This is a genomic window from Acinetobacter sp. B-6 (genome assembly GCF_056930735.1).
Map to the genome: position 1 here is coordinate 124,361 of NZ_JBXPBY010000012.1, position 12,263 is coordinate 136,623.

12 protein-coding genes are annotated in these 12,263 nt (G+C 38.9%); 5 read left to right on the plus strand and 7 right to left on the minus strand.

Annotation, left to right across the window (positions count from 1 at the left end; genetic code table 11):
* Nucleotides 1-2,640: a type VI secretion system Vgr family protein gene (locus AC1Z3T_RS15495; RefSeq protein WP_100885985.1), complete on the minus strand. Its 2,640-nt coding sequence runs from the start codon at nucleotides 2,638-2,640 to the stop codon at nucleotides 1-3.
* Between the two features lie 421 nt (nucleotides 2,641-3,061).
* Here AC1Z3T_RS15495 and AC1Z3T_RS15500 point away from each other — a divergent pair, with 421 nt between their 5' ends.
* Entirely contained in the window at nucleotides 3,062-3,325 is a 264-nt protein-coding gene (locus tag AC1Z3T_RS15500; RefSeq protein WP_100885986.1) for a hypothetical protein, read from the plus strand.
* Between the two features lie 7 nt (nucleotides 3,326-3,332).
* Nucleotides 3,333-4,199, plus strand: coding sequence for a patatin-like phospholipase family protein (locus AC1Z3T_RS15505; protein WP_100885987.1), 867 nt, complete (start codon nucleotides 3,333-3,335; stop codon nucleotides 4,197-4,199).
* 12 nt (nucleotides 4,200-4,211) lie between these two features.
* Here the strand turns inward: AC1Z3T_RS15505 and AC1Z3T_RS15510 are convergent, their stop codons facing one another.
* From AC1Z3T_RS15510 to AC1Z3T_RS15530, 5 genes are all read right to left on the minus strand, one after another.
* Nucleotides 4,212-4,595: a hypothetical protein gene (locus tag AC1Z3T_RS15510; RefSeq protein WP_058968519.1), complete on the minus strand. Its 384-nt coding sequence runs from the start codon at nucleotides 4,593-4,595 to the stop codon at nucleotides 4,212-4,214.
* On the minus strand, nucleotides 4,596-5,279 hold the full coding sequence (locus tag AC1Z3T_RS15515; RefSeq protein WP_100885988.1) for a hypothetical protein: 684 nt from the start codon (nucleotides 5,277-5,279) through the stop codon (nucleotides 4,596-4,598).
* Nucleotides 5,276-5,935 (minus strand): HAD family hydrolase, encoded by a 660-nt coding sequence (locus AC1Z3T_RS15520; protein ID WP_009586285.1) that lies wholly within the window; start codon nucleotides 5,933-5,935, stop codon nucleotides 5,276-5,278. The genes AC1Z3T_RS15515 and AC1Z3T_RS15520 overlap by 4 nt, the downstream gene beginning before the upstream one ends.
* Nucleotides 5,936-6,006: 71 nt before the next feature.
* The gene (locus AC1Z3T_RS15525) at nucleotides 6,007-6,915 is read right to left on the minus strand and encodes a pyridoxal-phosphate dependent enzyme (protein WP_058968524.1); all 909 of its coding nucleotides are present in this window, start codon (nucleotides 6,913-6,915) and stop codon (nucleotides 6,007-6,009) included.
* A gap of 26 nt (nucleotides 6,916-6,941) precedes the next feature.
* On the minus strand, nucleotides 6,942-7,373 hold the full coding sequence (locus tag AC1Z3T_RS15530) for a GNAT family N-acetyltransferase (RefSeq protein WP_009586291.1): 432 nt from the start codon (nucleotides 7,371-7,373) through the stop codon (nucleotides 6,942-6,944).
* A 110-nt stretch (nucleotides 7,374-7,483) separates the two neighbouring features.
* On the opposite strand from AC1Z3T_RS15530, the gene AC1Z3T_RS15535 reads away from it, so the two are divergent.
* Nucleotides 7,484-8,170 (plus strand): hypothetical protein, encoded by a 687-nt coding sequence (locus tag AC1Z3T_RS15535; RefSeq protein ID WP_009586298.1) that lies wholly within the window; start codon nucleotides 7,484-7,486, stop codon nucleotides 8,168-8,170.
* A gap of 148 nt (nucleotides 8,171-8,318) precedes the next feature.
* On the opposite strand, the gene AC1Z3T_RS15540 is transcribed toward AC1Z3T_RS15535, so the two are convergent.
* Entirely contained in the window at nucleotides 8,319-9,566 is a 1,248-nt protein-coding gene (locus tag AC1Z3T_RS15540) for a class I SAM-dependent methyltransferase (protein ID WP_100885989.1), read from the minus strand.
* Nucleotides 9,567-9,667: 101 nt separating this feature from the next.
* Between AC1Z3T_RS15540 and trhA the strand changes: the two genes are divergently transcribed.
* The gene (gene trhA / locus AC1Z3T_RS15545; RefSeq protein WP_005031225.1) at nucleotides 9,668-10,312 is read left to right on the plus strand and encodes a PAQR family membrane homeostasis protein TrhA; all 645 of its coding nucleotides are present in this window, start codon (nucleotides 9,668-9,670) and stop codon (nucleotides 10,310-10,312) included.
* 137 nt (nucleotides 10,313-10,449) lie between these two features.
* A complete protein-coding gene (locus tag AC1Z3T_RS15550) occupies nucleotides 10,450-11,760 on the plus strand; it encodes an MFS transporter (protein ID WP_009586286.1) in 1,311 nt (436 codons plus the stop codon).
* Nucleotides 11,761-12,263 lie beyond the last annotated feature (503 nt).

Here is a 12,263-nt window from a genome sequence, read left to right on the forward strand (position 1 = left end):
TTATTTATCTACAAATGCCATTCCAAACTTTGCGGCATTTAAAAGGCATGGCTTACAGATATTTTCATAGAAAGTAGGCAATGAATAATCTACTTTTGCTCCACCAATAAAACTGTGCTGTCCAGCCTTAACCTCAAACATACCACCAGTCGTCACAAATACGCCTGAGCCATTAATTTTTAATTGTGAAGTGCCAGATGTAAGAATAATTTCTTTTAGACTTTTGACTTCAATTACATCTTCAGTCGAAATGATTTGAATACCTTTACGAGCAATCAAATCCGCACCATCTCCTTGGGCTTGAATCTCCACTTTACCATTTCCAGCATAAAGCCTTGCACCTTCCTGTGCTGCAAACACACTGATCTTGTTTTGTGCATGCACCAAGAAATTCTTTTGTGTACTCAGATTGATGCTATCCCCTGCACTATGACTAATTTGTTTATCCGCAGAGATATGAATGTCTTCATTGCTCGACAAGCCAATTGAATTCGGCGAGGCTAAAACCATCAAGGCTTGTTTAAATGCATCGGCTTTATCTTTTTCACCTTTTTCTATTTGATTCAGGAATTGTTTTAACTCATTCAAGACTTCTAAAGGATCGGTCTGTTGGTTCTTAGCAACCTCACTTAAGGCTTTGGCATTGTTCAGGCTACTTTCTAGCTGACTTTTGGCTGCGGTTGTATCTAGATGATTACCTGATGCCCCATCTTGTGCATGCGTACTCAGCAGTAAGCCTTGACCTGCACGTACCGCACCCCATTGATCCGTTCTTAGCTCAAAGCCTTCTCCTCGCCCTTCACTACTATCTGTCTCTTTTGGATGACTGAGGTTGCCAAGGTTGAGTTGAGTTGCGCCATGACTGCTGTGTAACTGACTGCTGATCTGGTTGCTGGTATCGTCAAATCTCAGTTGGTTATAGCCACTACCCTGATATTCCTTACTTTTAATCCCTGCCAACTTCTTGGTATCGGGCAACTTGCCTTTGTCATCAAACTTGCTCGGGCTGCGTTGTGCTTCATGGATTCGACCTACTACAAATGGTCTGTCAATGTTGCCATCAAAGAAGTCGATAACAACAATCTCCCCAATCCTCGGTAGGAAGCGAGCTCCATAACCTTCACCTGCCCATGGCGTCAATACATCAACCCAAGCTGAGTCGGTATCATTGTCATTCGAGCCTGCACCACCATCATGGCTATGGTCTTCATTGCGGGTAAAGAGGAAGCGAACCTTGATACGTCCCCATTCATCTACATGGATTTCTTCTCCACTCGGACCAACCACTTTGGCGCGTTGTGGATACGCCACTGGACGGTGTTTGAGTGGGTTGTATTCTGGCGCTGTACTGATGTTTCTGCGTTGTAAGATCAGCTGATTGGCTTGGCGTTCTTCACTGTTGTTTGTGGGGATACTGTTGAGCTGCCAATGGCTTTGTTCAACTAAACGAGTGATTTGTTCGTTGAGGTCTTTGGGTAAATTATTTTGGTTATAAAAGGTTTTGGAGATGATCAAGAACTGCTGATCGGCAGAATCTTTTTGATCGATTTGAGGATGCCCTTTTAGCTCAAGGTAATAGCCGACTTGTGCATCTCGTACCGTCGATATTGCCGTGAATTGTTTGGCTTGGGCATCGTAGTAGTTGCTAAGGTTTTGGTTAAAGCGTTCGATCTGACTATTGCCTGATGCCGTTGCACCATCTTCCCCATTCAGGTCAGGTATCCATGCAGGGCTAAAGTGCCATACTTGTTCTAAGCCTAGACTAGCATTGTCGTACTGGTCACTGTGCTGATGTTTGCTTTGTACATTGCCTGCACCTTCTTCGGTTTCAAGAATATCGGCTTGCCAACGGTGAATATGTACTGAAGTCGGTTGGAGTGAACGTATACCTGTAAATGATGTAATCGTGTCTTGCTGTTCTACCGCGGAACTGCGGTGAAAGCGGATGCTTCTGCGTTCTAGCGCAGTGTATTGGCTGTTGTCATCAATTAAACGTAGTTTTTGGGCTTGGATCGGTGCTGAAATGTTGGCAACATTGAGTTCGGCTTCATCAATCAACCAGCTTAAATTTTCACTTCTCATCAAACGAGTAAGTAGATCGTGGTCGCTTTCGTTCATCTGTATAATCAATGGACGAACATCGTAGTCTTTGGTCAGCCCAGTTTTATCTAAACTCAGACTAGCAGCAAACAGCGGACTTCTTTGTTGCCATTCTTTATGCAATATTTCAATGACTTGAATCACTGACTTATTCATAAACACTCTGCTATTACGGCGTTTATGCCACAGTGAAGTCGCATCTTCAAGTTTGAGCTTATAGACCGTCAGTGCACCATCACTTTGTCCCTGTGCAGCTTCGGTAATGATGCCTGTGGTACGGAACAGTTGTCCGCGGTCGGTGACTTGGTCGATTGCAGCTTGGCAACCGATAAACTGTTTGAGTTGAATATTTGCAGATGTTGCAAGACAGATCAGTTCCGCAGACACGCCTTGATTGATGGCATGTTGTCCATCAATGCGTTGCAAGAACACTTGGGCGGTCAAATCAGGATTGCTAAACTGAATATGCAAAGCTCTTTTTTGAGCGGTTAATCCTAATTGATCCAATACTTTATAAATACTATTTACTAAGCTATTCATTTTAATAATTTATTCATTTTTAGTTGAGCTTATTATAAATCAAAATCATTTTTTTTCTATTCAAAGAAACAATTTCATACACTAAAGTCCTTAAATTCAAATACATTTTTTTATTATTTGTTGAAAAGTTAAATAAAAATAAAGAAACTAAATCTCATTATTATTTTGATATTTTAAGTTTTAATTTGAATGGTGATGTTATAAACATTGAGAAATAAGTTAAAAAAAATGATAGGAATTGATATGATTTGAAGGATGGAAAGTTGAGCTACCATAGGCTAATGCTTAGCGCTAATCATTGTTAATTCTTCTCTAACTAGAAAGTCATATTTATTTTATGTCTTTCTTCTTCAAGCTACACTATCAATAGAATTTTTGAGATAAAATAATTGCTATAGTTCATTCTATTAGGCATTTTCCTATGAACGATATAAAAACTCCCAAAAAACCGTTATGGAAATCGAAAGCTGTTATTTTTGCTACGATTTTTAGTTGTCTTTTCCTATTGTTTTTCTATATGGCTGTAAGTAATGAACCTGATTACATGCCGAGTCAACAAAACAAAGTAAGCTCTCATACAACAGCACACACAGAATCTGAACACTCAAACCATGATAGGCAAATGTCTGATCAACAAATGAAAAATATGCCTCATAATGATAGCCATACAGAATCTTCTCGTTAAGTAATCAATGATGACTAATTTACGTAATGCCCTTGTTGTAGAAGGGGGCGGTATGCGTGGCGCTTTTACCTGTGGCGTACTCGATGCTTTTCTACAACAAAACTTCAATCCATTTGATCTATTTGTGGGTGTTTCATCAGGTTCAACCAATCTTGCTAATTATCTTGCCAAGCAACACGGTCGCAATATTGAACTATACCTCGACCATTCACTGCGTCCTGAATTTATCCGCTATGGTCGTTTTTTTAAAGGCGGTGATTTATTAGATATGCAGTGGATGTGGGATACTGTTGAAAAGGAAAACCCTTTAGATCAAAACACGCTATTTGCACAAAATCCTGATTTTTACATGGTCTTGACTCATGCTCGATCTGGTCATGCCGAATATTTACGTGCAGGGAAAGACAATATTATTGACGGGTTACGTGCCTCAAGCTCTATTCCCTATCTTACAAGGAAAGCTGTTGATATTTTTGATGAGCCTTATTTTGATGGTGGTGTCGCAGATGCTCTTCCAGTGCAATGGGCAGCTCAGCAAAGTAATATTAAAAACTTATTGGTTATACGTACTCGAACCCAAAGCTATTTCAAAGCCAGTAGCAAAGCAGACCAATTTTTTGCCAAATATTTAATGAATCAATATGCTGGATTTTCAGATAGTCTTAAGCAACGTTGCCAACGTTATAACGCAACTATCGATTTTATGCGTCAAAATAATCAGCAAGGTATTTTAGAAGTTTGTCCACCTGACGATAAAATGTTAGCTGGTCGTTTATGCAAGGATAAACGAAAATTGCAATATACCTATGAAGTTGGCTTGGATTGTGGTCGCAAAGCCATCGAAGATTGGGAAAGATTTTCCAAACAAGCATAAAGTCTTTTTAGTTTAGTTTGTCTTCAACAAGTATGTTGTGTCATACCCTTCACGAGGAAATGCATCTTTGGTGATACTTTCTATCTCAATGATTTGACCTTTTCTTAAAGTCACTGGAAGTGGATGTTCAATTTTTGTTTTCATGGTTTGATTGACGAATGTTTGACATCCACTATCCGCTCTTCCATGCTTTTCTGCTTTAAGCACTTTTATGTTGATGAATAATTGACTTTTAACAAGCTTATCTTGGTATTGATTGTTGATGTTATCTATTGTTGGGGCTTTCACATCTAAGACTTTAGCACTCAATAAGCAGTGGTTGACATAAGATGCCCAAGTAAAATTAGGAACAGTCACAGTCAACATCAATCCCAAAATATGAATCAAACACTTCATCTAATGGTCCTTTTTCCAAAACTTCCATGACTTTTCAGGGCAAGTATAAAGTTTGTCAGAAACTGAGATTTGAGCATTGGTTTTGAGATCAAATACTTGAAATTGGCATTGGTTATTTTGATATTGACCTAAAATTTCGTAATCATGCCCAGCCTGAGGTCTAAAAGAAGCAACAGCATCCACACATTGATCAATCACTTGTGCTTTCGTCCGAGATGAATCAGTCGCTCCAAATACAAAACCATATAAATTCACAGGTTGATCTGCATTTAAAATAAACTCTTTATAGGAAATCAGTTGGTAGGTTCGCATCGCATTGCTTTCAGCTTCTTTCTGCATTGCACTACGTGGCATCCCTTCTTCGATATTAAAGGCGATTCTCGCATACGCTTTGAGCGCAGATAATGCACCATTTCCACTTAAGTAATCCCGTATCCCAGCTTTTCTTCCTGCACAATCAAATGAATGTTGAATTAAAGTTTTTGTCGCACCCTTTCGATAGACTCGAATCCGCGACTGTGTCGCTGGGTCATAAATTTTTGGCTTTGTTTCCACCTGCACCTCATAAGGTACTGGTGCTGATTGCTGTGTTTCGGCATGTGTAAATACACTGAATTGAAATACGACTCCAAATAAAAATAAAACCTGAAGTCGTACCATGCCATGCTTATATAATCTGTTCATTTTATTTTTAAAATACTAAGTATGTCTTGAAAAGACTTTACACGATGATCTGCTTGTGTCGATATTACTTTTTGTTCTGGGTCAAATAAAATGGTCTGCATACCGACAGATTTTGCCCCCACAATATCAACAACTTCATTATCACCCACGAAAATACATTGCTCAGGCAAAAGTTCAAGTTGGTGACACGCCAACAGGAAAATTTTGGGATCAGGCTTTCTTAACCCAACGGCTTCTGAAACGATAATGCTAGAGAAAAGCTTCTCTAATCCTAATGCCTGAAAATTACGCTCTTGAAATGGGCTCCGACCATTGGAAATAAGCCCAAGCGAAAAATTAGCCTTAACCAATTGATCAAGTACCGAATCAACACTTTGAAAAGCCACACAAAACTTGTTGAAATCTTGAATATAACTCGCAAGCAAATCTTGTGTTGTATATTTGGAAATCTGAAACTCTTGAATGAGTTGTGCATAAACTTTGTCTTTCCACACAGCACCATTCGCATCGAGAGCAATAAAACGTTGAATAAAGTTTTGCTGTTGTGACAGTGGAACAAGGGTTAATGTATTGAGTTGCCAATTTAAAAATTGCACAAGTGAAGAAGTTCGATCTAAAAGTGTTTGATCTAAATCAAATAATACAGCTTGTATCATTTTATCGTCTACTCAATAATCAAAATATTCCATTCAAAAAATATCTAAGATTTATGCCTGATTCAATCAGTTTATCCATTAAATCCTTGTAATGTCTCTAAGGTGATACCTGCTCCACCACAGACTATAACCAAAACCTGATCAGATAATTTAAACTGAATTTTTTGATCATAAAGTACAGATAGTGTTGCGCCACATGCGGGTTCAACCAAAAGACGATGATCATCAACAAACTTTAGACATGCATTGACAGCCTCTTGATCTGAAACAATTCGACTGTGTACATCAAATTGTTGACTCAGTTCAAATGCATTTTGACAGACTTTTTTTGCAGCCAAAGTGGTCGCTATACCGCTTACACAATCCAACTCAATATGCTGCTTAGCCATCATTGATGCATTTAAAGATGCTGTGCCCTGTGTTTCAACGGCATAGACTGGAACATGCCCTAGCTCATGTTTATTTAAACCAGCAACCACACCGGAAAGTAGGCTTCCACCACCAACTGATAAAACGACGGCATCAGGTATAACTCCCTCAGCAATCACTTCATCAATCATTGGGATTATACCTTCCCATAACAGTGGGTCATCAAAAGGGTGAATAAAAACATCATTTTGTGCTATTAAAGACTGTGCTAAAGCATTTGCTTCAACCCATGAAGCACCATGTACAATCACTTCAGCACCTTGTTGAGCAATCAATTCTCGAGCGCGTTGTGCTGTAGTCTCAGGAACAACGACTGTTACAGGAACACCGAGTTGTCGTCCTGTATAAGCAACCGCTAGACCAGCATTTCCCCCTGAAGAACTGACAAATCGCTGAGCGCCTTGCTCAAAATATTTTTGACATGCATAACTAATACTTCGCTGTTTAAAAGAAGCAGCAGGTTGTAAAGCCTCCATTTTCAGCCATACCTGACATTGATTGAGTTGACTTAAAACGAGTGACTGTATTAACGGGGTTTTTATACTGAGCATTGATGATGATATTCTCTTGCTTGATTTCAACTATTTTTTAAATTTTGGTACATATCGATATGTGGGATTCCACAATCCAGATATGTTTCACCTTGTAATTGAAAACCCAAGTTCTCATAAAATTTTGTCGCATAGACTTGCGCAGATAGTTTAAGTACAGTTCTACTTTCCTGTTTTGCAACATCAATAATATATTGCATAAGCAGCTTACCGATCCCTGCACCACGGTATGTTTTTAATACCGCAACACGCCCAATACTGTCATTTTGTAATAACCGCGCAGTTGCAATGGGTTGATTCTGCTCATACATGACAAAATGCAATGAAACAGCATCTTGATCATCCCATTCTTCCGCTTCACTGATATTTTGTTCTTCAATAAAAACCTTTCTACGAATCAATTGTGCATCGTGTTGAAGTTGGCTCCAAGGTCCTGATTGAATTTCAAATCGACTCATTTGTTAAATCCTAATACCCAATAAATTGATCATTGATTGTTTCAAATTATGCTACTGTATGCTGACAATGTATTCATTATCACTTACTTAACAAAACCTGTAGAATAATTATGTTTCTAAATCAAAAATTTAAAGTATTTCTTTATAGCGCAATTTTACTCTCCACTCAAAGTATTTACGCTAAAGCATCCGAACTAGATCGTGTCAAAGTGATCACACAAAGTATGATCGGATTATTTTCTCAAGAAGATCACCAAGACCAACTCAATATAAAAATGGCTGCGGCAATGGCAGGTATTTCAGAAGCTGAAGCAAAAAAGAACAGTGATGAAAGTGCTGAAAAGCAATTAACGGCATCTCAACAAATGAAGGAGATTCTTAAAGAACAGTTCAATGCTGATGACTTTAAAATTGTTGCGCCTGCATTTGAACGTCACTTAAAAGCGCAAGGCTCTGCATATAAAAGCTGTCAACAAAGCGGCAAGATCATTGAAAATAATGACAATTTTCAAGTTCCATTAAGCTGTAAAGTTCCGGTCATTAATTTTGATAATATTCAAATGCCTGTACGAGACAGTAAAGACAGTGAAGCAAAATCCGTTGCGAAAGGTACAGACTTTTTAACTGATCTCATCAATAAAGCACCACGTGAAGTATTCGCAACCAGTATCTTGATTCATAAGATAGACGGACAATTGATTCCAGAAATGGATAATCCACAATATTTCCCTGATACTGTTGCTCAAAAAACAGCAGGTGAAACAGAAGCTGAACTCAATAAAACCAACCAAGAATAGCATGTAAACTTTGACCTGATCTTGGTATTTCCTTGTACCTAAATATCAGGTCACTATGGGTTAAGCGTATAAACTTACGCCTAGCCCATACAAAGTATCAGGTGTTTCAATCTGTACAAAATCAATCCACTTCTCAGCTATGCTCTAATCAGCACTTTTCTCCAATATCTTGTTGATCCCATTGATTATTCAGCAACAATTCCAAGGATTGCTTGTGAATGCCATACATAGTTTTCAAGGCTTGAATCTGTGCCAGAACGGCAGGGTCTGGTTCAACAAAATCTTTACGTTTCGTTGCCAAAATCATTTTATTTTTACTGGTATGTTCCAAAGCAACAAACTCAAAAACTTTGGTTTCATAGCCATAGGCTTTGAGTAATAAAGCACGAATCGTATCTGTTAACATCTCTGCCTGTTGTCCAGCGTGAATACCAAACTGCAACATCGGTTGTAAAACTTGTGGGCTTTTCAACTGTGGTCGTAATTCTTTATGGCAGCATGGCGCGCACATGATCATTTGTGCATTTAAACGAATCCCCGTATGAATCGCAAAGTCCGTTGCAACATCACAGGCATGTAGGGCAATCATCACATCCAGATGTGAAGGATGATAGGTTCTTACGTCCCCTTGGAAAAAGTCCAATTGCTCAAAACCTGAGGCTTTTGCCACATCTTGGCAGAACTTCACCATTTTATCATTCAGCTCTACCCCCGTCACATCAGCAGTTTGATGATGTTTAGTCAAATAATCATACAAAGCAAAGGTCAAATACCCCTTGCCTGAACCAAAATCTACCACCTTTAATGGCTGTTCTTGAGATTGTGTCTGGTCGCGTAGTTCTTGTGGCAGTATCTGGGTCAATGCCCCTGAGAAAATTTCAATAAATTTATTAATCTGCTTCCATTTACGTGCCATGCTTGGAATCACTTGTGCATTGGCATCGGTAATTCCAAGCGGTTGTAGGAAATAACTCTGTTGATCGACAAAACGCTGTTTACTACGGTCGTGTGCTTGCTGTTCGGTTTTAGGGGATTTGCCCGCTTTGTTTTTGCTTACTGTGAGTAAGGCTTTCTTCTTATTCTTTTTAAGCTGTATCTCTGCTTCATCGGTAAATAAATTGGCTTGTTTACACTGTTCTGCCAACTGCTGAATCGTGCTTAAAGCATCGGATAAAGGATAGTTTTTTGTAATATCATTGGTTTTATAACGATATAAACAACTCAAAACAGACTCTTGTTGTAATTGGATGACTCGAAAGGTCATTTTCTCCAAATCAGTCAATTCACCTTTATACTGACTTAAAATTAAACGATCTAAATTTTGATTATCAATAGCTTGCTGTACGCTATCAAAAAACTGTTGTTCTTGCACAGATAAACTCGCGACATCAGACATGATCAAAACTCGTATTAATTAAGTTACCTATTTTAAAACGTCTTACTTTAAAGGTAAAACTGCATTACTATACAAGTGTATTTTTAAGGTCATAATATCTAATGTCGAATGATCAAATGATTCATACTTATGCCGCACACGAAGAACGCATCAATGCTTTGAGTCATGCATTTGGTGCCATTTTGGCTGCAATTGCGACTGTATTTATGCTGATTAAGGGACATGATCTACACGGATGGCAATTTTTTGGGTTGGTTGTTTATGGATTGAGTATGATTCTATTATTCTCAAGTTCAGCAATTTACCACTTTGCTGTCGATGAAAAAAAGCGACATTGGTATAAAAAACTTGACCATACGGCGATTTATTATTTAATCGCCGGAACATATACACCATTTTTGGCGATTGCAATTCCAACAGCTAAAGCTCATTACTTACTGATTGCACTTTGGGTGATCGCTGCTATTGGAACACTATTCAAGTTAATATTCATCCATCGTTTTGAAAAAATTTCCTTGGCTGCCTATTTAATTATGGGATGGCTTGCTGTGCTTGTTATGGATGATATGCAACAGTTTTTACGACCAGAAGCATTAAAATTATTGGTCATTGGCGGTTTAGCATATACAATAGGCGCATTGTTTTATGCCTTAAAAAGCGTAAGATACACACATGCTATTTGGCATATCTTTGTTCTGATCGGTGCAGGATCACATTTCCTTGCAATCTATCTTTACGTCATTTAATTCATAGACACTCAAAATTCAGTGACCCTGATGGAGTGGATTTGAGTTGATCTCGTTGTTTTTTTAAGAAATTACGCCTTTTTTAAAAAGATTACGCTTTAAAGACTCGTTTTACTTTTAAAAGTGTAAGGTTCACCATGGCGTCATCAACTATTGCTACTCCAGAAATTCAAACAAATTCAAAAACTCGCGTTCTTTTCGCAAGTCTTGTCGGCACAACAATCGAGTTCTTCGATTTTTATATCTATGCCACTGCCGCAGTCCTGATTTTTCCACACTTGTTCTTTCCAGCAAGTACAGATCCGATGACGGCAACCATTCAATCACTCGCGACATTTGCCATTGCATTTATTGCACGTCCAATTGGTGCTGCTGTGTTTGGTCACTTAGGTGATCGTATTGGTCGTAAAGCAACACTGGTCGCAGCCTTGTTGACTATGGGTATTTCAACAGTGTGTATTGGTCTGCTTCCAACTTATGCTCAAATTGGTATTGCTGCTCCACTGTTACTTGCTCTCTGCCGTTTAGGTCAAGGTTTAGGTCTGGGTGGTGAATGGTCAGGTGCTGTATTACTTGCTACTGAAAATGCGCCTGAAGGCAAACGTGCTTGGTATGGGATGTTCCCACAGCTAGGTGCGCCGATTGGTTTTATTCTTGCAACAGGTTCTTTTCTTGGTCTTGGCGCATTAATGTCTGAAGCAGACTTTATGCAATGGGGCTGGCGTATTCCATTTCTTGCAAGTGCTGCATTGGTGATTGTCGGTTTATATATTCGTTTAAAACTGCATGAAACTCCTGCTTTCCAAAAAGTGTTGAACAAGCAGAAAGAAGTAAACGTACCGTTTAAAGAAGTTGTGACCAAACATTATAAAATGTTATTCCTTGGTACAATTGCTGCGGTTTGTACTTTCGTTGTGTTCTATCTGACCACTGTATTTGCGCTCAACTGGGGAACCAAACAACTGGGTTACTCTCGTGCACAATTCTTAGAAATGCAACTTGTTGCGACCCTTTGTTTTGCTGCCTTTATTCCACTGTCGGCTGTATTTGCTGAGAAATTTGGACGTAGAGCAACCTCAATCGGGGTATGTGTTGTCTCAGCACTGTTTGGTTTAGTGTTTGCAAGTATGCTTGAGTCAGGTAGTACAGTGATTGTGTTCTTGTTCTTATGTGTAGGTTTAGCACTAATGGGCATGACATATGGACCGATTGGGACTGTTTTATCTGAAATCTTTCCGATTTCTGTTCGTTATACAGGGTCAGCATTAACTTTTAACTTGGCGGGTATTCTAGGTGCATCATTTGCTCCTTTAATCGCAACAGAGCTTGCGACCAAGTACGGTTTACAAGCTGTTGGTTATTACTTAACAGCTGCATCTATTCTTTCGCTTTTGGCATTCTTGGCAATTCGTGAAACTAAAAATGATGATGTAAACAACCAAGTTTAATCGTGCGATAAGATCAAAGAAGCCTGCAATTTTGCAGGCTTTTTCATTGATTTTTTGAGCTTAGTCAAATTTAATTTAACCTGAGTTCGATAAAAATCATTGATGAAAGATGATACAGTCAAACCGCCTGATTATTCATACAAGTGATTTGGATGGTTCATTTATTTTGTACTTTTTGAATCATTGATGGTCTTGCTATCGTGAGGCGACATGAATGTCGCCATGTTGAGCAGGGGTAAAGGATGTACCCCTCGCTCAACGAAAGATTTTTGTCACTTTTCATCTCTGAAAAGTGAGGCATCGCTTACGCAAAAGAATTTAAACTTTAGCACTAAAGCGTGGCAGTGCAAGCTTTAGATCATCAAACAATCTATTGATCGCCTTCATTTTATTGATCAAGAGAAATGAAGCTATATTGATGGTTGCGCTTACGGAGCTTCGCTCCTCATGCCAAAACAAGTATGGCGAACCCTTGCGGAGCTCCGCTCCTCATCCAAAATCGG

Coding starts and splice junctions, on each gene's coding strand:
- AC1Z3T_RS15495 (WP_100885985.1), bottom strand. CDS start 2,640: ATGAATAGCTTAGTAAATAGTATTTATAAAGTATTGGATCAATTAGGA.
- AC1Z3T_RS15500 (WP_100885986.1), top strand. CDS start 3,062: ATGAACGATATAAAAACTCCCAAAAAACCGTTATGGAAATCGAAAGCT.
- AC1Z3T_RS15505 (WP_100885987.1), top strand. CDS start 3,333: ATGATGACTAATTTACGTAATGCCCTTGTTGTAGAAGGGGGCGGTATG.
- AC1Z3T_RS15510 (WP_058968519.1), bottom strand. CDS start 4,595: ATGAAGTGTTTGATTCATATTTTGGGATTGATGTTGACTGTGACTGTT.
- AC1Z3T_RS15515 (WP_100885988.1), bottom strand. CDS start 5,279: ATGAACAGATTATATAAGCATGGCATGGTACGACTTCAGGTTTTATTT.
- AC1Z3T_RS15520 (WP_009586285.1), bottom strand. CDS start 5,935: ATGATACAAGCTGTATTATTTGATTTAGATCAAACACTTTTAGATCGA.
- AC1Z3T_RS15525 (WP_058968524.1), bottom strand. CDS start 6,915: ATGCTCAGTATAAAAACCCCGTTAATACAGTCACTCGTTTTAAGTCAA.
- AC1Z3T_RS15530 (WP_009586291.1), bottom strand. CDS start 7,373: ATGAGTCGATTTGAAATTCAATCAGGACCTTGGAGCCAACTTCAACAC.
- AC1Z3T_RS15535 (WP_009586298.1), top strand. CDS start 7,484: ATGTTTCTAAATCAAAAATTTAAAGTATTTCTTTATAGCGCAATTTTA.
- AC1Z3T_RS15540 (WP_100885989.1), bottom strand. CDS start 9,566: ATGTCTGATGTCGCGAGTTTATCTGTGCAAGAACAACAGTTTTTTGAT.
- trhA (WP_005031225.1), top strand. CDS start 9,668: ATGTCGAATGATCAAATGATTCATACTTATGCCGCACACGAAGAACGC.
- AC1Z3T_RS15550 (WP_009586286.1), top strand. CDS start 10,450: ATGGCGTCATCAACTATTGCTACTCCAGAAATTCAAACAAATTCAAAA.